The sequence below is a fragment of the Priestia megaterium genome, from assembly GCF_023824195.1.
GTDB classification, from domain to species: domain Bacteria; phylum Bacillota; class Bacilli; order Bacillales; family Bacillaceae_H; genus Priestia; species Priestia megaterium_D.
On the sequence record NZ_CP085442.1, the window covers coordinates 1842605 to 1863392 of the forward strand.

The 20788-nt window shown below is 32.0% G+C and carries 22 protein-coding genes, 1 pseudogene and 1 riboswitch; of the genes and pseudogenes, 15 read left to right on the top strand and 8 right to left on the bottom strand.

Annotated elements, in window-relative coordinates:
* The first annotated feature begins 478 nt into the window (after positions 1-478).
* The 3 genes from LIS78_RS09360 (at position 479) to LIS78_RS09370 (ending at position 2872) form a co-directional block, all read left to right on the top strand.
* Positions 479-883 (top strand): GNAT family N-acetyltransferase, encoded by a 405-nt coding sequence (locus LIS78_RS09360; RefSeq protein WP_209151432.1) that lies wholly within the window; start codon positions 479-481, stop codon positions 881-883.
* Between the two features lie 178 nt (positions 884-1061).
* A complete protein-coding gene (locus tag LIS78_RS09365) occupies positions 1062-2282 on the top strand; it encodes an esterase-like activity of phytase family protein (protein ID WP_252285027.1) in 1221 nt (406 codons plus the stop codon).
* A 440-nt stretch (positions 2283-2722) separates the two neighbouring features.
* The gene (locus LIS78_RS09370) at positions 2723-2872 is read left to right on the top strand and encodes a hypothetical protein (RefSeq protein ID WP_168797094.1); all 150 of its coding nucleotides are present in this window, start codon (positions 2723-2725) and stop codon (positions 2870-2872) included.
* Between the two features lie 96 nt (positions 2873-2968).
* On the opposite strand, the pseudogene LIS78_RS09375 reads toward LIS78_RS09370, so the two are convergent.
* The 3 genes and pseudogenes from LIS78_RS09375 to LIS78_RS31585 all read right to left on the bottom strand — a co-directional run.
* Positions 2969-3205, bottom strand: a pseudogene (locus LIS78_RS09375) (HU family DNA-binding protein); the annotation flags it as partial.
* Between the two features lie 218 nt (positions 3206-3423).
* Positions 3424-3636, bottom strand: a complete 213-nt coding sequence (locus LIS78_RS09380; protein WP_209151433.1) for an alpha/beta-type small acid-soluble spore protein — start codon at positions 3634-3636, stop codon at positions 3424-3426.
* Between the two features lie 200 nt (positions 3637-3836).
* Positions 3837-3971 carry an FbpB family small basic protein gene (locus tag LIS78_RS31585; RefSeq protein WP_350495074.1) on the bottom strand — a complete coding sequence of 45 codons (135 nt, stop codon included), beginning with the start codon at positions 3969-3971 and terminating at the stop codon, positions 3837-3839.
* Positions 3972-4090: 119 nt separating this feature from the next.
* Here LIS78_RS31585 and LIS78_RS09385 point away from each other — a divergent pair, with 119 nt between their 5' ends.
* A complete protein-coding gene (locus LIS78_RS09385) occupies positions 4091-4753 on the top strand; it encodes a sigma-70 family RNA polymerase sigma factor (RefSeq protein WP_209151435.1) in 663 nt (220 codons plus the stop codon).
* A gap of 235 nt (positions 4754-4988) precedes the next feature.
* Here the strand turns inward: LIS78_RS09385 and LIS78_RS09390 are convergent.
* Together LIS78_RS09390 and LIS78_RS09395 are read right to left on the bottom strand one after the other, a co-directional pair.
* Positions 4989-6139, bottom strand: a protein-coding gene (locus tag LIS78_RS09390) for an IS3 family transposase (RefSeq protein WP_434092341.1) whose coding sequence is annotated in 2 segments (ribosomal slippage) — positions 4989-5899 and positions 5899-6139 — 1152 coding nt in all. Because the reading frame shifts where the segments join, the coding sequence is not laid out codon by codon here.
* 398 nt (positions 6140-6537) lie between these two features.
* Positions 6538-6849: a hypothetical protein gene (locus tag LIS78_RS09395; protein WP_209151436.1), complete on the bottom strand. Its 312-nt coding sequence runs from the start codon at positions 6847-6849 to the stop codon at positions 6538-6540.
* 793 nt (positions 6850-7642) lie between these two features.
* Here LIS78_RS09395 and LIS78_RS09400 point away from each other — a divergent pair.
* From LIS78_RS09400 to LIS78_RS09410, 3 genes are all read left to right on the top strand, one after another.
* Complete coding sequence (locus LIS78_RS09400; RefSeq protein WP_252285030.1) at positions 7643-8743, top strand: type II asparaginase; 1101 nt, start codon at positions 7643-7645, stop codon at positions 8741-8743.
* Positions 8744-9693: 950 nt separating this feature from the next.
* On the top strand, positions 9694-10695 hold the full coding sequence (locus LIS78_RS09405) for a DUF3231 family protein (RefSeq protein ID WP_252285032.1): 1002 nt from the start codon (positions 9694-9696) through the stop codon (positions 10693-10695).
* A 481-nt stretch (positions 10696-11176) separates the two neighbouring features.
* Positions 11177-11644, top strand: a complete 468-nt coding sequence (locus LIS78_RS09410; protein WP_209151439.1) for a hypothetical protein — start codon at positions 11177-11179, stop codon at positions 11642-11644.
* 176 nt (positions 11645-11820) lie between these two features.
* Here the strand turns inward: LIS78_RS09410 and LIS78_RS09415 are convergent, their stop codons facing one another.
* A complete protein-coding gene (locus LIS78_RS09415; protein WP_252285033.1) occupies positions 11821-12060 on the bottom strand; it encodes a hypothetical protein in 240 nt (79 codons plus the stop codon).
* A 317-nt stretch (positions 12061-12377) separates the two neighbouring features.
* On the opposite strand from LIS78_RS09415, the gene LIS78_RS09420 reads away from it, so the two are divergent.
* Together LIS78_RS09420 and LIS78_RS09425 are read left to right on the top strand one after the other, a co-directional pair.
* On the top strand, positions 12378-12689 hold the full coding sequence (locus LIS78_RS09420) for a hypothetical protein (protein ID WP_245210680.1): 312 nt from the start codon (positions 12378-12380) through the stop codon (positions 12687-12689).
* 215 nt (positions 12690-12904) lie between these two features.
* A complete protein-coding gene (locus LIS78_RS09425) occupies positions 12905-13741 on the top strand; it encodes an STAS domain-containing protein (RefSeq protein ID WP_209151441.1) in 837 nt (278 codons plus the stop codon).
* 275 nt (positions 13742-14016) lie between these two features.
* On the opposite strand, the gene LIS78_RS09430 is transcribed toward LIS78_RS09425, so the two are convergent.
* A complete protein-coding gene (locus tag LIS78_RS09430) occupies positions 14017-14757 on the bottom strand; it encodes a YybI family spore inner coat protein (RefSeq protein WP_425334722.1) in 741 nt (246 codons plus the stop codon).
* A gap of 619 nt (positions 14758-15376) precedes the next feature.
* On the opposite strand from LIS78_RS09430, the gene LIS78_RS09435 reads away from it, so the two are divergent.
* The 3 genes from LIS78_RS09435 to LIS78_RS09445 all read left to right on the top strand — a co-directional run bounded on the left by LIS78_RS09435 (position 15377) and on the right by LIS78_RS09445 (position 17875).
* Positions 15377-16063 carry an MBL fold metallo-hydrolase gene (locus tag LIS78_RS09435; RefSeq protein WP_209151443.1) on the top strand — a complete coding sequence of 229 codons (687 nt, stop codon included), beginning with the start codon at positions 15377-15379 and terminating at the stop codon, positions 16061-16063.
* A gap of 397 nt (positions 16064-16460) precedes the next feature.
* Complete coding sequence (locus LIS78_RS09440) at positions 16461-16841, top strand: DoxX family protein (protein ID WP_209151444.1); 381 nt, start codon at positions 16461-16463, stop codon at positions 16839-16841.
* A 563-nt stretch (positions 16842-17404) separates the two neighbouring features.
* Positions 17405-17875, top strand: a complete 471-nt coding sequence (locus LIS78_RS09445; RefSeq protein ID WP_209151445.1) for a GNAT family N-acetyltransferase — start codon at positions 17405-17407, stop codon at positions 17873-17875.
* A 45-nt stretch (positions 17876-17920) separates the two neighbouring features.
* Here the strand turns inward: LIS78_RS09445 and LIS78_RS09450 are convergent, their stop codons facing one another.
* Complete coding sequence (locus LIS78_RS09450; RefSeq protein WP_252285036.1) at positions 17921-18472, bottom strand: ribonuclease FAU-1 family protein; 552 nt, start codon at positions 18470-18472, stop codon at positions 17921-17923.
* Between the two features lie 237 nt (positions 18473-18709).
* Between LIS78_RS09450 and LIS78_RS09455 the strand changes: the two genes are divergently transcribed.
* From LIS78_RS09455 to LIS78_RS09465, 3 genes are all read left to right on the top strand, one after another.
* The gene (locus tag LIS78_RS09455; protein WP_209151447.1) at positions 18710-19177 is read left to right on the top strand and encodes a DinB family protein; all 468 of its coding nucleotides are present in this window, start codon (positions 18710-18712) and stop codon (positions 19175-19177) included.
* Positions 19178-19277: 100 nt separating this feature from the next.
* Positions 19278-19625 (top strand): cupin domain-containing protein, encoded by a 348-nt coding sequence (locus LIS78_RS09460; RefSeq protein WP_209151448.1) that lies wholly within the window; start codon positions 19278-19280, stop codon positions 19623-19625.
* Between the two features lie 114 nt (positions 19626-19739).
* Positions 19740-20201 carry a 2-thiouracil desulfurase family protein gene (locus LIS78_RS09465; RefSeq protein ID WP_209151449.1) on the top strand — a complete coding sequence of 154 codons (462 nt, stop codon included), beginning with the start codon at positions 19740-19742 and terminating at the stop codon, positions 20199-20201.
* A 398-nt stretch (positions 20202-20599) separates the two neighbouring features.
* Positions 20600-20788, top strand: a riboswitch (cobalamin riboswitch).

The window sequence follows — 20788 nt, forward strand, 5'->3', positions numbered from 1 at the left end:
TAGAAAAGGTGTTATAAAATGGATGACTTTTTTAATGGAATTGAACTTTCGTTTCTTTTATTAATGGTACTTATTGTGTATATATTAGTTTGGCATCTACCCCTTCATGGATCGCAGATCATGATGGTGTATTTTTTAGTGATGTTTATATATACAGTCAGTAAGTTTCTTTTAAACCCCCAGTTTAGGCAATTTCCCCTCGTTAAAAGCTTGATTACCATTTTATTCGTTTTAATCTTTTCAGAATATCTTATAATCTATGATTATCATTCAATCCACATTTCTTTTCTCCGATCTCTCATTGAATACATAAGTAATTTAGATATGTATTTAATTTTCACCACTAAATAAGTTAGAGTAATTGATTCTTTCATATCATTAAGAATGCATAGTTGATTTAATTTATTGTTTATATGCATCTGCATAAGTATAGAGAATCCTAATTTTATAAAAAGCTAATAATGGTAGAGGTGAGCATATGGTTACTAAAGCTAATGAAAATGATTTAGAAGAGATTATAAGGAATGCTGTAGACGCTGTTCAGGAAGCGACTGCTTATACCTTTGAACCTTCTCATGGACAAATGGAAAATATCATTCGAAAAATTTTAGATCATGGGGGATATTACCTTATATTAAAAGAAAAGGGCTATTTAAAAGGTTGGATTTTATTAGATATCAGTAGGGATTACTTCAAACAGCAAAATATTGGTTTCATTTATGAAGTATATGTTCTGCCTAACCATCGGGGAAAAGGTTATTCCAAAGAATTAATCAAGGCAGCCTTAGAAGAACTGTACATTCAAGGGTGTAATGAAATAGAGAGGAATACTCGCAGCACAAACTTTTATAAAGAAATAGGGTTTGTACATCATCAGAGGTAAACAATCCTTTAATTATTTCTATAGTCAAATGAGGCTGTCTTCTAAGTATGTATCATGAGATGCATACTTACTCAAACTAACTTTACAATGGATTAATGTTCCTTTAAACAAAAATTCACGTCTGATTGCTATCGTATTATATGTGTCCCATTTTATTTTAAAAATTCGGGAGGTTATTATGAATAAGCAAAAATCAGGCAATTACTTTAAAGTCTTGAGTATTATGGCATTAGGTTCCTTTTTAGCTATATCTACTCCTGCGAATGCAGCTAAAAATAATAAAGAAAAAGCTGATCAACCATTTCAAAATAAAAATTGGGAATACAATATAAAAGAAACGCATAATATTGGAAGCCTAAAAATGATTGGAGAGCAAAGGATCCCTTTTAAGAAAGAATTTCAAGGTACTGTTGTAGGAGGGCTATCAGGACTTTCCTATAACGCTAAGCAAGGTACATGGATGATGATAAGTGATGACAAATCGGATAACAGTCCTGCCCGTTTTTATACAGCTCAATTGAACTACAATAATAAGAATTTTGATTCGGTTAAACTGACAGGAACGAACTTTTTAAAACAAGCCAATGGTACAAACTATCCTAATCAAACGCAATATGCTGTAAAGGGAGGAGAAGTACCAGATTTTGAATCTATACGTCTAGATCCAAAAGACGGAAGTGTTTGGTATACAAGCGAGGGAAATCGTTCTCTTGGCTTAAATCCTTTCGTAAGGCATGCGACTGGAGAAGGGAAATATTTGGGTAATTTACCTTTAGCGAAACAATTTAACATGATACCAGAACACGAGATTGGACCACGTGATAATTTAACTTTTGAAGGAATTACCTTTGCAAACGACGGTAATTCCTTATGGGTTTCCATGGAAGCCCCTTCATATCAGGATGGGCCTGTACCTACAACAACTAATGGGGCGCTTTCACGAATTACACAATATGACCGTAATGGAAAGCTATTAGCACAATATGCATATCCTATTGATGCTATTCCGGAGAAGCCTGGCCCTGGTAAGTATGCAGATAACGGAGTATCAGAAATTTTATCTGTAAATAAACACAAACTTCTAACTATTGAACGTTCTGGTGTACAAAGCGCGGATGGAACATTTAAAAATTATATCCGTATTTATGAATTAGATACACGCGGGGCTAGTGATATCAGTAATATTCATTCACTACAAGGACACAAATTTAAACCTGTGAAAAAGCGTCTTATTCTGGATTTGACAACATTAGGTTTATCGGTACTGGACAATATTGAAGGGATATCCTGGGGGCCAAAACTTCTCAATGGACATGACAGTTTAGTTCTAGTTTCAGATGATAATTTCAATCGTAACCAAGTAACCCAACTCTTAGCATTTGAAGTATTGCCAAAATAGAGATTCTAGTGCAAAAAACACTCTCTAGAAACATAGGGTGTTAGTTTCATACAGCAGGTCTAACTAACTTCAAAGAGAAAGTTTCTACCTCTGAGAACGAGGATGCTTCTTCTACGAAATCATACAGTCCTTTCTAACGAGAACTTAAAAGGTTTCTCATTAGTCTGAAAAGCAGGTTAATATTTATTAACCTGCTTTCTTTATTATTGATTATGACAATACATATGAGAATCACCTGATTGTTCTTCACGTTCTAATTTTGTTATTTTTACAATAGGAAGCGTCTTCTGGAATACGTTGAAACAATCCAAAAGTATACCTTTTACCAGTAAGATGAACTACTTATTACTTATAGATTTAGCATAAAGAATGAGTTTTTCACCATAGTTATAATAAGAATAAATTGCATCTATTAAGTAACCTAAAGGTGGTGAGTTTTTATGAAAAACAGGGATAAAAGACGAAAAAAGAAACGTGATTTTTTAAAGGATTACTTAAAAAATAAGTTAGGAAATTGGAAGCCTAGACTTGGCAAAGAACCTACCTCTAACTCTAAGACGACGACTCAAGAAAATAGAAACCTTGATTAGATAATAGTTAGGTGTAGGTATTTAGAAGTTTTTCACCATGAAAAATAGCCCCCGTTAGAAGTCTAGCTCTAGAGGGGACTTGCTTATAAGGTATATTTATTTAACAGCTGTTTTTAATTCTTTTCCCGGTTTAAAAGCAGGAACCTTTGTTGCTGGAATCGTCATTTCCTCTCCTGTTTGAGGATTACGGCCTGTACGCTCTGCACGTTCACGCACTTCAAATGTGCCAAACCCTACAAGTTGAACTTTTTTGCCTTTTGCAAGGGTCATAGAAATGGTTTCAAATAACGCGTCTATAGCTTCTTTCGTATCTTGTTTTGTTAATTCTGATCTTTAAGAAACTTCCTCCATGAATTCAGCATTTTTCACAGATAACTACCTCATCTCTTCGTATATATAGAATATGTAGACCAAAAATATATCATATGGTTTAGGGAAACAGAACGTAGGTTCTTTTATAAATGAAAGTGAAGAGAAATGCATAACAATAAGAAAAGAAGAAATGGAAACCCATTTCTTCTTTGTATACACATTTAGTTAGAAGAATCACATTATCGGTTGCTATTGCCACCAAGCTGTTGTTCCGCCATTTGTACAAGACGTTTTGTAATCTCTCCACCTACTGATCCATTTGCACGGGCAGTTGTATCAGGACCAAGATTGACGCCAAACTCACTAGCAATTTCATATTTCATTTGGTCAATTGCTTGCTGAGCGCCATATACTAACAGTTCATTTGTGTTGCTATTTTTATTGTTTGCCATTATATGCAACTCCTTTACTTTTTATAAAGTTAAAATGTGTAAAAGAAGGACCGTTTATTCATAAAATAAGAAATTATTTTTTAAAAGTAGTCTAGTTCATAAATTTGTATAGAAAGCAGGAAAAACTACTATTTGCTCGTGAACTTCTCCTCAATCGTTAGACAAAAATTAATAATTGAAGTTGCAATTACAGGTGGCTTTTATTCTTTATTGTTTGAGTCTCTTTGTTTTATAGCATGCTCATGACGATAGTCAATACGTTCATCAATTTGATCCATTAACCTTTTGTCTTGTTGGATCTTGTTTTTATTTTCATTAATGAGATTTTGTGTAATGTCTCTCTTCTTTCTATTTAAATATTCTTTTTACTCATTGCTTTTTCGACATTTTTTATAACTTCTCTTTTTTATAATATAAAGTACACAGAAAGCATAAGAGAAGAGGAGGAACGCAAATGAACATATTAGCTGACGTAAAACCAAGAGAAGAAAAGACAATTTTAAGTGATGAAGAGAGTGTTCAAGCGTTTCAACTGGGCGACGAGGTTGCTTTCAACTTACTAGTAAAGAAATATGAATATTTAGTCGGTTCGAAGGTAAAAGTATACTTCCTATTAGGAGGAGATCGAGAGGATCTCTTACAGGAGGCAAAGTTAGGATTATATAAAGCTGCGCGAGATTTTAGAATAGAAGGGAAGAGTTCATTTAGAGGCTTTGCGGAGCTATGCATTACACGTCAACTTATTACAGCTATAAAGGCAGGGAATCGTCAAAAACATTCGCCTTTAAATAATGCTCTTTCTTTAAACACATCTAGAAATTCAAAACGAGCAGAAGACGACATAACCCTTATGGAAATACTTCCTCATCCTTACGCAGTAAGTCCGGAAAAGGCGGCTGTAGAAAGCGAGAATAAAAAAGAGAGAGAATACATCTTGCAAGAAATGTTATCAGCCATCGAACAAGAAGTGTTTGCCCTATATATGAAGGGTCAAACCTATATCCAAATCTCTAAAAACCTAGATATTCCTCACAAAACAGTGGATAATGCACTTTGCCGAATTAAGAAAAAGATGAGGCATCAAATGAAACACCTTTATTTACAGGAATCATCCTGACAAACACAGAATAAAAGCATGAAGTTACTACAAGTAATGATGTCTAAAGGTGGAAAATATCTAGTACGTAAGTGTTTCTTTTTTCTTTTATGTGTTCTTTTGATTTATCATAAAGATACTATTGATTAAGCTAACAGAAGATGATGGGAATGGAAGAGCAACAATGGAGTACAACGTTTAATACCACCTTCCTAATGGATTTGAGTCAATAATTTGGACACAAAAAAGTTAAGTCTTAAGCTGTTTTTCTCATTTGATCCTCAATCGCTTGAGGGGTTTGATAGCCGAGGCTACTATGGATTCTGTTTCGGTTATACCATCCTTCTATAAACTGAAACATAGCTAATTTTGCAGCTGAATAGTCTGTGTATTGCGTATGATACACTTCTTCTTTCTTTAATATGGCATGAAACTCCACTATACAGGCATTATCATAAGGGCAACCTTTCTGGCTGAAAGACTGCTTCATCTCGTATTTGTGGACATGCTGAGTAAACTCACTACTGGTGTATTGTGAGCCAAGATCCGTATGAAGAAGTAAGTCCTTTCGGGGCTTCTGAGCAGTGTAGGCGTTTTGAAGTGCTTCAATGACCAGTTCAGATGTCATTGAACGAGAAAAAGAATACCCAACGATTTTTTTAGAATGTAAATCTAATACCGACGCTAAATAGCACCAACCATCTCTTACTGTAGGAATATACGTAATATCTGCCACCCATTTCTCATTAATCGTCCGGGTAGAGAAATCTCGTTTTAACAGATTATTCAGTTGTATAACTTTTTCTTTTGACGGATAGGGACGGTATTTTTTCTTCGTAATCGAACGAATTCCTGCCCGTTTCATTAAGCGCTGAACACGCTTTAGACTTAGATAACACCCATTGTTTACTAAGGTCTTATGAATTTTCGGAGCACCATAACGCTCTCTACTTTTCAAATGAATTCGTTGGATTTCTTTCGTCAGCTTCTGATTTTCCTGTTCGCGGTTTGATACCGTTTTTTTGAACGAGTTGTAGTAGCTACTTCTTGGAATCGTTAACACTTCGCACATTTTCTGAACGCTGTATTGCTCTTTATATGTCTCGATAAAATGGTTGAGCTCTGCTTCTGTTACTTTTTCGCGAATATGGCCATAGCCTTTTTTAGAATATCTAATTCTTGTTTTAACCGAAGGTTTTCCTTCTGAATCTCAGCTAATTCTTTCGGTGTTAGAGAACCTTCTTCTGAACTGATAGGCGTAAATGCCTTCACCCATTTATAGATTGTTACTTCTGATACGCCATATTCGCTGCTTAAATCTTTAACCGAGTTTCCCGCATGATATAAATCCACAATGGTTTTCTTAAACTCATCATTGTATTTTTTGCCTGCACGTTTATGTTCCATTTCGGACACATCCTCTCAAAAATAATTGTAAGGACTTAATTAAATGGTGTCCATGAAACTATACTAACTCCAATCTTTAATTTCTAAAAAACACTTTAAGTGAATAAATAAGCAGTATTAAGTTAACTGGATTTGTATATCGTACACAATTCTATTATGTACGGGTCTTAAAGTGATTCAAGATTTTCAAACAATGTTATAAATACTCATTGCAATAATAGTTTGAACTACTGAAATGATACTTAATTGTATAAAAGAACTATTTCTTTTAGTAATATACGTATCGTATAAAATATTGACAATAAAGAAGCAAATGAGGCCTACAATAGTTTCAATTATAAACATTTTTTTATACCCCTCCACTTATTAAAAGCTCAATATTGTTATAAATATTAGATTCAACTAACTTCTACTTCCATGTAACGGATTCCAAAAAACGTGTAATATGTAACGCGATAATTTTTAATTGATTTTTGTTTCACACTGTCCCACTGGTGTCCATTCGGTTTTGCTTGGTAACTTTGCACCATAAATTTATCTAGTGGTCTAAGTGACCATTTTCGGAAATCTCCTTCAAGTTGTTCTACCTTCTTTTCTTCTTTTGGTGAACTTAAAGAGCGTGCTTCATTACTTGTTATTCTTGGTATACCAATAGCTAGAAGAATAATAATCCCGATGAGAATGCCACAATTCCACAAGCGTTTTTTCATTTTGGATATTTCTCCCTTTTCGTTTTGTTATATCTGTCAATATATCACTAATATATTATGTCAATTAAATGAGTAACGCTTCTTTGTTGTCTTTGTTCCTAGAAATCACATTATTTTAACTAACTTTGTATAGAGTATACAACGTAATTGTTCCGAGAGTTATGAAAGAACATCCAATTAGGATCGTCAATGCTTTAGTTATACGCCAAGGGAACTTGTTCAATAATTTGATTAAAAATTCAAACTCAATATAACCACTTACTCCGATAGGGCTCTCACTTTTATAATCATTTCTTTTCATTTTAAATAAAGATGAGTAGAAAATGACAATTCCCCATAAAATGGCCAATCCTGCTATAAAGGTTAACAAAAGTATTCACCTCGCGTTTAATTTTGGTTTGTACATCTCAAAAAAGAAAATTATGGTAATTGAAGTATACTACATATAATGCTGGTTTTGAACGTAATTTGTTAAATCTTGTTTGTACCGATAAAGCACATTATGGTAACTAAAGATGTATAGTGTATACACCTTAAAAACAGAAAAACCTACTGATCCTGTATTCAGTAGGTTTTTCTGTTACATTTATTCAACCAGATGATTGAAGCCTTGCGACGTCTTGAGTAGTTTGCTCAATTAAGCTATGAAACATTTATGTATCAAAAGCAGGCTTAAGCCTGCTACTACTTTGGGTAGTTACTTTATTTATTAACAAATAATATTAGAATATTTTAAGCATAGCTTGTCAAAAATACCAGAAAATATCTTTTACATAAAAGGAGATAAATACATATGGAACTAAAGAAGATATTAGGAATCACCTTTTTATCAGGCGTCATATTATTTTCTGGGACTTTATCATCTGTTAATGCTTCTAAAATGACAGTAAAAAATTCAGTAAAAAACGATTTACCGAACGTGAAGATTTTGGCTACGGGCGGTACCATTGCAGGTGCTTCTAAGAGTAGTACGGATACAACTGGATACCAATCAGGAGCTCTTGATATTGAAACAGTAATTAAGGCTGTTCCTCAGCTGAAAAAACTAGCAAATGTGAGTGGAGAACAAATCGTAAATATCGGCAGTCAAAATATGAGTAATTCAATTTTGTTAAAGTTAGCCAAACGAATTAATACTTTATTAGCGTCTAAGGAGGTTGACGGGATTGTAGTGACACACGGATCAGATACTATGGAGGAGACAGCTTATTTTCTAAATTTAGTAGTAGAGAGTGAAAAGCCTGTGATTGTGGTCGGCTCAATGAGACCAGCTACAGCTATAAGTGCAGATGGGCCACTAAACTTATATAATGCAGTGAAAGTTGCTTCTACTAAAGAGGCAAGAGATAAAGGCGTTTTAGTAGCGCTTAACGACCGAATTGGTGCAGCTCGTTATATTACGAAAACCCATACAACAGCAGTTGATACATTTAAGTCTCCAGAACAGGGATACGTAGGAGAAATAGCTGGGGATAAGGTATTATTTTATAATGAACCGACTCGTAAACATACAACACAGTCAGTATTTGATGTGTCAAAATTTGATAAACTTCCTCAAGTAGACATCATATATGGGTATCAAAATGATTCTAGATATTTTTATGATACAGCTGTAAAAGCAGGTGCAAAAGGAATAATAGTTGCAGGAGCTGGAAATGGGTTATTATCTGATGCTGCTTTAGCAGGTGCTAGGGATGCAGTTAAAAAAGGAGTCGTTATTACTAGATCTAGCCGTGTAGGAAGTGGGGTTGTAACGCATGAAACATCAGATGATAAGGATCAGTTTGTTACGTCCGATTCGTTAAATCCGCAAAAAGCACGTATTCTCTTAATGCTTGCTTTAACTAAAACAAAGGATCCTAAAAAGATCCAAGAATATTTTAATGAGTATTAATAAAATTAATTATAAAGTTAGCTCTCTAAGCGATAATGTGCATTTTCGGCAATTTCCTCAATGGTCATCAAATAACGGAGTTGTAGAGCATTATTTGATAGGGAAAATTTAAAAATGTCAGAAACTTTATGATGACATATATGACAAAAAACCGTATAATAACCTTTATAACCTTATTTAAGGTCACCTATTCGGTCTCATGAAACAACAAAAAGCTATCTCACCATCTTTGAGATAGCTTTTTGTTGTTTACAATAATGAAATTTGTAAATACAGCTCCTATAATATTTTAACATAAGATTGTAAATTGTCATACAAATTAAGTCTTCTCTCATCTTTATTTCTCCTTAAGTCTTTTTTACATATTTTAATATTTTTATTAGAAGGGTCTATTAAAAATCAGGATTTCATTTAGGCTTCCTAGAAAAACCATTACGTTAAGTAAATGATAAAGTATCTCGTTAAATTGATTAGTTTTAGCATTTACTTTAATGTATATGTTATCCATAAGTTTTACTCTTTGTATTTTATATAATTATTCCATTTTTCTCCTTGACGAATATAATCCTTAAACGTACCATTTTTCACTAAAATATTGCCTTCACATTCATCTGCCATTTGTTTAGCAATGGACTCTTCGTTAATGGGAAATGCTACAGATTCATCATTTGTAAATTCATAACTGGATATCTCTTTCCTTTTTACGTTTCTCCACGAATCCTTTACATAATATTACTTACCTAACTTTATAAAATAGTATGGATACTTTTTGTTAGGCAACTTACTTCCCTCCATTTCTATACTCTTCAATCGCTTTATAAGTCAATATAACACCTTATTTGGACTTATAAAGGTAAAATCCTTCTAAAAAAGCCACTCTGATTGTCATAAATATAAAGATTTAGGGCAACATATTGCGTAGCATTTATATACTATTGGAGGTAACAAATTTGGCTAAGGACGACATGAGATTGACATCCTCAGAAATAACAAGTCTGTGGGTGCAATATATTCAGGAGACAATGGCAATTTGTATCAGTAAATATGTGTTAGCAACAGTTAAAGATAATGAAGTTCGTTCTCTTTTTAAATTTTGCCTAGAATTATCCGAAAAGCATCTTAAAACGCTAAAAAAACTTTTAAATGACGAGAGTTTTCCTCTACCAAATGGTTTTACGGAAAAAGATGTAAATCTGAAAGCCCCTCCTTTATTTACAGATTTTTTTTGGTTAGAGTACATACATGATATGACGACGCATGGATTATCTGGATACAGCACGTCCTACAGACGTTCAATTCGGAAGGATATTCGAAATTATTATTATCAATGTAATATGGATGCGATGAATGTTTATGACAAATCAATTGATATTCTCTTATCTAAGGGATTTTATGAAAAAGCCCCTTATTTTTCTACACCACAAAAAACTGAATTCATTACAGATATAGCATATGCGATGAATATCTTTGGGAAGAAAAGACCTTTAAATTCGATGGAAGTCGGAAATATATACTCTAATCTAAGAAAGAGTATTTTAGTAAAAGGTCTTCTTCTTGGATTTCAGCAAGTAACCAAGGATAAAAAAGTACATAAATTTATGAATGATGGTTTAAATATATGTGCTAAACATATTGATATTTTTTCTTCAATCCTACATGAAGAAAATCTTCATTCTCCAAGATTATTGGACACACAGGTTACAACTTCCACTATTTCACCTTTCTCAGACAAGTTGATGCTATTTCATATAGGTTTTATGTTTAATTTAGCTATGGTCTATTATGCTACGGCGATGGCTGAAAGTATGAGGATTGACATAATAGGACATTGTGAGGCATCTATGCTAAGAGATTTGAAAATTGCTACAACCTGGGGGAATATTATGATTGAAAAGGGTTGGATAGAAAAACCACCAGAAGCAAATGATCGAAAGGAATTACCTAATAATTAAAGAGGTGTACCTGGGGAATTTACGTTTGTATTTTAAATATAATTTCATACTACATACGTTATTCGTTTTTCCTGGATTAATTTTTTTAAAAAAGGTTGGATTGTTTCCTTGGTAAGGATAAATAAACTACAGTATTTCTTAATACTTTTCTTTAGAGAAACTCTATTATATTCCTTTCAATTCATTAAAGAGTATATAGTAGGTATTAAAGAGTCGGATATACTTCATATGCGATTAATGAAACAAAAAGAGAACTAACGAAATTAACACATGCTGGGGGAGCGTCAGGATTATGCGGATTTACAACGTTAAGATAGAAAAACTCTTTATCAATAGGATTTACTCTATTGATATTGTGAAGGTATCTACTTAAACTAACGGTGCAGGTTAGTTTCAAAAGTAATTCAAATCAGTTAACCATGAATGAATACTTTTTTTAAAAAAAGACACTCTAAATAAAAAAGTAAAAGGAATTTTAAATATGTCAATGAAAAATAAGTGGTTATTTAATATTGCAATGATATTACTCTCATGGATATCAATATCATTTTTGGAATGGCGTAGTATAAAGAGATTTTTCCCAGCCTTTATCTTTGTGTTTTTAATAAATTGTATTGATGTTCCTATTGGAAAGAAACGTAGATGGTGGTCTTTCTATAATAAACCACATTCCTTTATTCATAATGAATTTCCTTTTTTAATAGGTCCAATGTTGGCTGTGGCTTTATGGTCATTAAAATGGACATACGGAAATTTCAAAAAGTTTATCATGCTAAATGCTCTTTTCCAATTATTTTTTACATTTCTAGCTAAAAGTTTATTTACAAAGATAAAATTATTTAAATTAGTTCGACTAAATGCATTTCAATTCTTCCTATACTTCTTTTACAAGGCTTTTTTCTTATATGGATTTCAATACATTTTTGAAAATAAAAAGAGATTAACATAATTCATTTAAAGATAGAAGAACATATACTTATTACTGTCGAATAGATAAGAAAAACTTCTTCAACTAACGGAGGCGTTCAACAAGATTCACCTTAAAAAAGAGGTTGGGTACCCTTTGGATACCCAACCTCTTTGATTGCCGATAATATTTGTTATGTAAACTTTAAAAGTGGATTATTACTCAGTGACTTCTTTTTCCACAATACTTATTATTCTATACAAAGCTAAAGATGTAGTCTCTACATCCGGAAAATGTTCAACATGGCCCGTTTCAATATTCTTCACTTGAAAATTCTTTAGTTCTTTAGAATAACTGAGAGAAAAGGTATTATTTCCACTACAAAAGGTATGAGTGATGTCACTATCTTCATACCGTAATAAAGTTTCTAACATTTCTTTGATCTTTATTATTGTCATTTATCAGCAAACCCCTTTCTCACTATTTAAAGAAATTTTACAAATTAAAGTTTAATCCATTTTAACATAGGGTATATTTATAAGTTATTACCTCCAATAATTGAAATAAAGATTTCAAAAATGAAATAAATTTGTAAAAAAACAAAAAAATGTAATGTTGTATTGAGATTAGGTGCTATATGACGAATGCAACATAGTTAGCAATTCTCAATATATATGGTAAAAAAGATGGATATAAAATATATGTTTTAAGGGTAAAAAATAAAAAGAGTCTTATTTAAAAATGATATTTTTGAGGAGGTAGAAGGTATCTGAAATTGAGTAGTGCATCTAGATTCAAAATGCAAATATACAGTCCTCTGTGGGGGTATAAGGACCTTTATCATTTTAAAAAAACAACAGATGGTTGGACGTTTGAAAACTATAGATGTAAGGGTGAAGTAGATAAAGGCGGTAATCCTTTATTTTATAAAGCCCTTATTACTGAATCCATTTCCTATCCCGATCATCTAGAGGTTTATATTTCTAGTGCATGGGAGAATGTTAACACATTAAATAAAGAACAAGTGCAGAACATTTTTGATGAACTATCTGAATGGATATCAGCCAGTGAAAATAACCTCCATTGACCCTTTATCATGGTGAAAGAAGTGGCACTACCATGGTTATGTTCAAGATTTACAAATTGGTTATAAAAGAATTAGCATTTTTTATCTAAGCCATATCTATTGCGGATCGTACAAGGAAGACTTTTCTTTATAGACAATGAAAAAATGACATTTTACTTTGGGATATTGATTATTTAAAGCTAATTATAATCAAAAAATAAGGGGGAGAATTTAAAATGGAGATTATTTATAATCAGAGAGAGAAAATGACTGATTTTATCAGAGACAACAAACAGAATTTTGAGGATAAACTCTTATCAGAGGCAGTTAACGTTGCCTCTAAGATTAATGACATTTTAGAAACTGGAAATATTGATCTTTTAAAAAATGCTCAAAAGCTAGCTCTATATGTCGTAGAGCAAAAAGAAGAACAACTCATTGCTTTCGCTCAGCAAGAAGGGGTAGCCTGGGCGGAGCACACCTTAACTCTTGCCTTCAAACTAGAATGGGTACAGGCCATTAGGCGAACGTTGTGGCATTTTCTCTACCAATATGATCGAATAAATAACCAATTTAGCAGCCGTGAAGAATTTTATGCCTTGGAGAAGCGTATTAATGATAGGATTGATCAATTTCTTAACACTTTTCTCATTAGTTATTCCAAATATAAAGATGAATTAATTGCCTCCCAGAGGGACTTAGTTGAACATCTATCGGTGCCTATTATACCACTTAGCCAATCTGTAGCTGTATTACCGTTGATCGGAATGGTGGACACATATCGTATCCAAACGATTGAGGAGAAAGTATTGATAGGCATATCAGATTTAAGGATTCAAACATTAGTTATAGACCTTTCTGGAATTGCCAACATGGAGATGCATGTTATTGACCATTTTCAAAAAATATTAACTGGAATTTCAATGATGGGATGTAAAGCTATTCTTACAGGTTTACGTGCTGACCTGGTGCGGACAATGATTCACTCAGGAATCTCTTTTGAGGACAAGGCAGAAGCAAAAGGGACATTACAGCAAACATTAAAAGAATATCTAGAGCTGAACCAAATTTAGGGAAAATACAGGAATTTACCCTGCAGACAGAAATGAAAATGAGTTTATGAAATTAGAAGCGTTGTTAAAAAAATAAATAAAGTTTATTCTATCTTAGCAATGGTTACTTAGATAGCCCTAGAGTTATAACTCTAGGGTTGTTTTGCGATAATACCGATAAGCAATATTATGGTAACTAAAAAATGAATAACGTACACAGCGTAAAAACATAGAAAACGCCTTGGCGTATTAGTGAAATTTTTTTCTTAAGGAAAGATTAGGCTTGTAATTCTTAGTTATATTTCTTCACCAGATATAGCTATATTCTGTCGATTAAGATTAAATATCTGTCCGTTCCATTTCAATACGGTCTGTACAAACCCAAGGGAGTCAGCGTTGTATCTCCCGGCTATCCTTTGATATCCTTCGAGTTCATATGTACCATCTCTATCAAAATCAACAGGATATAAGCCGGACAAAGGATTGACCCAACCTTCTATCGCTGATTTCAAAATGCCATTTTTGCTATAAATATCAGTTAAATATTCTTTACCCTTATAAGTGAGATCAATAATGTACTTTTCTTGTGGATTATGACTAATTACAGTTGCTTTGTATTGATCTTGATAGGTCACAGTATACTTATAGTCTTCATTGAATGCATCGGAGTTAAAAATCTGTCTTATTTGACCCTCAATATAAGAAAATACATAGGCATAAATAGCGCCTCCACTTCCTCCTGTATCAATGACCACTAAAATGTCATCCACCTTGTTGCCTGTAAAATCACCAAGAAAAAGGGTTGGATTATATCCTGAGTTATTTTTAAATGAAATTATCTGAGATTGATTTGTTCTCCCATTTTGAACGACGAGATTTATATCTTTCCAAAAAGGACTATCAGGAGTTTGATTTGCGGTAAGAAGGACGTTGTCAATAATGCCATCACCGTGAATATCACCGTGTTTTATGTTCACAATTGATGGTCTGTTTAGATCCATTTCTCTTGAAGAAAGAGGCTGGATCTTTGATTGCATCTTCAGTAGCTTCTGTCTTAAAGGATAGGGGATTGGGAACGATAAAACATTATCAATCGTTTGCGGTGCTTCGTTTATTAATCCAGCTCTCATTTGAACATCAGCGAGATAGAACCAATAGTAGGGATTATTCGTTTCTTGTATTTTTATATAATAGTAATGGAGTGCTCTTCCAAGATAATAGGAGTCCATGTTCTTCCACCTTTTTTTATTTTTGGCATAGGAAATTATATGCAAAAACTTAAGGAAATAATCTTTAAAGTTTTTTAGACAATGATGTTATTACTGTAAGTATGAAAAGTCTAATAGGTTCTTTATCTATTAAGACTATTAACATCCAGTTTAGTGGTGAATACATTTTATTTTGTATATGGACAAAATAAAATGGGGTATACATTAAATTTCCGTAAGGTCCAATAGGTTTTAGCTCCGAAGGATGAGAGATGTTATATACAGCATAACCGAGCCGTATTTGAGTATCAAATGCAAAGCTTAGTTCCATATAGTAATAGTATTTATTTGCTTTTTTAATAAATGCTTTCATATTCACTTATAATAAATGTATATTATATTCGGTTATCCACAATGTTTCACAAAAGGATAGTATGGGGGAGGAAAAATGAAAATAGTAGAACTACCAATTGAATTTGAATTTAATGGACAAAAAAATTACATTTATCCTAGCTTAATTATATTGAATAATGAACTAACCTTGGTCGATACAGGGTATACAGATTTTTTAACTTTAATTAGTAAAAAAATTACAAAAAATGGATATAGAATAGAGAGGTTAAAGAATATAATCATTACCCATTATGATGATGACCATATAGGTTCCTTATATGACTTCAAAGAAAAGTATCCTTGGATCAACATTATAGCTAGTGAAATCGAATCAAAATACATAAGTGGTGCAATGAAGTCAGAAAGGTTGATTCAAGCCGAAGAAATGCTCAAAAATATGTCAAATGAAGAAATTGAATTTGGTAAATGGTTTATACAGCAATTAAAGAATTTGAAGCATGTTTCAATTGATGAAAAGGTACATGATGGTGATATGATTTTAGATAACAAATGTAGAGTAGTAGCAACACCGGGACATACTTCCGGGCATATTTCATTATATTTTCCAAGTTTAAAGAGTGTAATTACAGGTGATGCAGCTGTTAATGAGAATCATGAATTAACTATTGCTAATCCATACTTTTGTTTAAATATTGAGGAAGCAGAAAAGTCTTTGAGAAAGATTAAAAATCTTAAAGCCGAAACTTATTATTGTTATCATGGAGGGAAAGTAACTTTATAGTTGGAGGTTAAAAGAAAATAGGCCTACTTAGCAGGCTCTACCTTTTTGATTTATATTAAATTATCAGCGAATTTTATATATCTTAATCGGTACCTATAATTGTGATTATGTTAACTAAACATGTATATCATATACAGCATAAAAAGAGAAAAAACTCCTGTCGTTGGTCAGGAGTTTTTTCAGTAACGTATCAAGGTATTAAAAGTGATACCTAACGTATCTTGAGTAGTTTGCTCAAATTATTAGGTATTATTCATATAGACAATTACTACTTAGGTTCTATGAGTATCGATGAAGTTTCTTATTTAAATAAAAAACGTCTGCAACATACATACAAATCATCTAGCATATATTTTCAAAGTAACTTTAACAAAGAATATTATAGGAGGTGTCTGTTATGAAGTGGGTTACAAGAATTATCCAGGGACTATTAGTTATTGATTTTTTATTATCTGGAATTATGAAATTAACAGGTAATAATACGGTGGTGCAGGAATTTACAAAGGTCTACAATTTTTCACTAGGATTTATGTATACTATTGGTATTCTTGAAGTCTTGGGTGCACTTGGACTATTTATTGGTTATTGGAAGCCAAAACTTGCAATAGCTGCTTCTGGAGGATTAGGGCTAATCATGATAGGTGCGATATTCACTCTTTTTAATGCCGGACAAGGATTAATAGCTCTAATGCCTTTAGTAGTTCTTATTTTAAGCATTATTGTATTTATAAGAAATCAAGCAGTTTTGAAACAGAAATCAATAATTAAAGAAGGATAATTGATTATACAAATAGATATTTAAACATTCTTGTTTTTCAAACTCACATACATCAAAAGCCCTTAGAATCATTAATTCTAAGGGCTTTTGATTCGTATAATCCACATTATGTGAACTAACTTTGTATATCATACACAGTTTGAAAATAGAAAAACTACTGGGCCTGACACCAGTAGCTTTTTAAATAGCGCATATGGAATCGTGATGATGCTTCATTGCATCTTGAGTAATTTGCCCAAGATATTAAAATTTATTCGTTTATAAAAAAAAGAAAACTTAACAACAAGAAAACCCCTTACATTTGAGGGGTTTTCTTGTAGCTGAATATTAAGGGTGTGATTGCTTGTTACTTACATATCATTTAATATTTTTGTAGATATTTATTATAACCTATCAAACCATTTTGAAAAAGCTAAAAATGAAAACGTTTACTTAATATTTAAATTAAAAGGCGCCTTTTCTAATTCATATCGATAAAATCCATTATGTAAACTGATTTTGTATATGGTTCACGTTTATCTTTAGGGTTATATTAGGTAGAATTGAATTAAAAAGGTGAGTATATGATAAGGGATTTTAATGAAAATGATAAAGATTATATAATCGACTCCCACTATAAAATCTATAATAAAGAGTATAACTATGATTTATCATTTAAAGAGTTTATTTCTAATAGCATAAATCAATACATTAAAAACGCAAATAGCCTGTTAGAGAATATATGGATTTTAGATATTGATGGATGCCCTAAAGGATCAATAAGTATTAAAAGAGTGAATGAAGATGTAGCTCAATTAGGGTTGTTTCTTGTTGATCCTAGTTTAAGAGGGACAGGGTTAGGCAAACAATTAGTCCAAACAGCTATAGATTTTTGTAAGGAAAAAAACTATAAAAAAGTTGTTCTCTGGACTAATAGTGAGCTTGTTGCTGCAAGACGAATTTATAAGAATAAAGGGTTTCAATTAATTGAAACTAGGAAGCAATTTTTATCAAATAAAGAACTAGTTGAAGAACAATGGGAATTATCTTTATAGGTTATTTGTAATTATGTTAACCTGTTTTGTACATGGTATATAATTTTATATAACGTACAACGTAGAAAGAATATCTTTGTGAGAAAATTCTTTTACACTTTTCAATAAAGTTTGACGTAAAAGAGGTTTAATAGAATTAGTTAAGGTTTGAAGAGCTTGGTGAACAAAGCCATCCTCAAATTGGTTTAAAGACACAGGTAGCTCATCTTCATCTAATATAAAATATTCTCCATTAGGTAGGATCAAAATATCAATAATTAAATCTTCAAAAGATACAATTGTATCTGCAATGACTGTATTTTTAACAATATTAAAATAAGAGCCTAAATAAGAGCCATTCTTGTCTCTCCATATATATAAATTATAGGGTTTTTCTTTCCAATAATATGCAAGTGTATAACTGTCTTTTGGAATTGTTAATTCGTGTTGAGTACCTTTCATTGTAAAGGGAACAAGAACTTTATGAAAAAGAATGATATCTTGTTCGTTAATATTTAGTAATTTACAATCTGTTTCCACAATAGTTGAGTCGTAACGGATTTTTCTCTCCACTATTTTCTTACCAGTTTGTATGGTCGACTTAGTAAGATTGCACATAGTTATCCTTCCCCATTCTCCTATAGTTTATCTTATGCTAATTACTAGCATAGGATAAACTAAAACTTTAATCCATTTATTAAGTGAAATATATAGTAGTAGCTTAGATATTGAGCAAAGACCTAATTTCTAAAATCGTGATTATGTTAACTAAAACTGTATATGATATACAACATAAAAATTGTAGATATAGTAAAATAATAGGTATTTACTAATAAAGGGAAGTGAGGGGATGACATGGAAGATAAAATAATATTTAATCAAATACTATTTACACGAAAACAAACAATTAAGCTTATTAAAGAGATACCAGATGATTTTATGGATATCATTCCAGAAAGCCATAATAACTCAATTCGTTGGAATATTGGACATATATTTACAGACCAAGAAATATGGCTGTATGAGCGAATAAAGAATTCTTTAAAGCTTCCTCCATTTTATAGGGAGTACTTTGCATATGGTTCTAGTCCATATACTTGGAACGATTGTGTTCCTTCAAAAAGTGAGTTAATTAATCATTTAGAGAAGCAGCCCTACCGTATCATGAAAGACTTTAGTAGAGAATTAGATCAAGATCTTATTGATCCCGTATTATTAGGATTTAATAATACAGGACAGATATTATTACATACTTTGTATCATGAAGGTTTACATGTGGGAGTAATTCAATCTATAAAGAAACTATTAACTAAAAAGATTTGAAGTCTACAACTTTTTGTATTTACAGATAATATTATTTTCGTTAATAGGACATGTAGTAGAATAAAAGATGAAAATTAATAAGTACCAAGGGGGAATTGTAATGGTAGAGAAATTAGATTTAGAAAAGATTAATCTTCAGGAAATTACAAAAGATATTAAAGATCAACATGTAAATTTTGCTGTATCAAATATTAATAACCACTGCCTTCGTATCGCTGTATTTTCAGGTGAATACAAATGGCACTACCATTCTAATTCAGATGAGCTATTTATGGTTTTAGAAGGGGAATTATTAATTGACTTTAAAGACAAGGATACAGCTGTTTTAAAACCGAATGATACATTACTTATTCCAGCCGGAACTGTACATAGAACTAGAGCTGAACAAAGAACAGTAAACCTTTGTTTCGAGGATAAGAATGCTGATACTATCATCATTGATGGGTAAATAAAAGAAGAAAGAACATAGATACTGTGATTATGTGAATTAGAAATAAACTGAATTTACAGCCATATTATAATGAAAGTAATTAGGCGATTAACTATAAAAGGGGATGTCTTTTTGATTGCAGTAAGTTCATGTTTAGCAGGAATAGAATGTAGGTACAACGGATCTCATAGTCTAGTCGCAAAAATCAAAGAATTAGTTGCGCAAAACAAAGCTGTATTAATATGCCCCGAACTTTTAGGAGGATTTTCAACCCCACGTGAGTCTGCAGAAATTGTAGGTGGTACTGGGGAAGATGTATTAGTTGGAAAAGCTAAAGTAATAGAGAGGTCTGGAAAGGATGTAACAGAATTATATATAAAAGGGGCCTACAAAGCATTAAACATTGTTCAAGAGATTAATGCTCAGTATGTTGTATTAAAAGAAAATAGCCCTTCCTGTGGAAGTAATATGATTTATAGTGGAGAGTTTTCTAATACAAAAACAGCCGGTAAAGGGGTTACAGCTGCTTTATTTAAAAAAGAAGGGATTAAAGTCATTTCTGAAGAACAGTTTTTAAATACTAATTTAGTTTAACTTCTGATAATATCTGTTCTTTATATTAATTAAAATTCAATATCACTTAGAGGTAAAACTTAAAAGGCACCAACCATTAGTACATGGTTAGTGCTTTTTGAGTTAAGGAATAACAATAAAAGAAGAAATGTCTAATAACAGTTTAATAATTTAACACTTTAAATCTTTAAAGTAAAGGTCAATTTGATTGTTTGTGAAGTAAATAGTAAATCATTTAATAAATAGAAAAGGTTCATATTTGTCGTCAGTAAGAGTAAATGATAAAACTTTAATTTTTGTTACAATTTTAATATAGACCCCTTATGTCTTGGATATATGTGTTATAATATCCAAGCAATGTTTTGTTATTTCAAAAAGATCTGAAAAATATTCGGAGCTTTATCAACATAAAATTTAATAAAAATACCAACAGATTAGGGGCTCTTATGTTAGATAAGAGGTAACAGGGAACCGAGTGAAAATCTCGGGCGGTCCAGCCACTGTAATTAGGGAATTTTTTAGCTTATGCCACTCGATTTTCTTCTTGGGGAAGGCGGTAAATAATGATGATCTAGAGCCAGGATACCTACCTAAACTGTACACTCAAC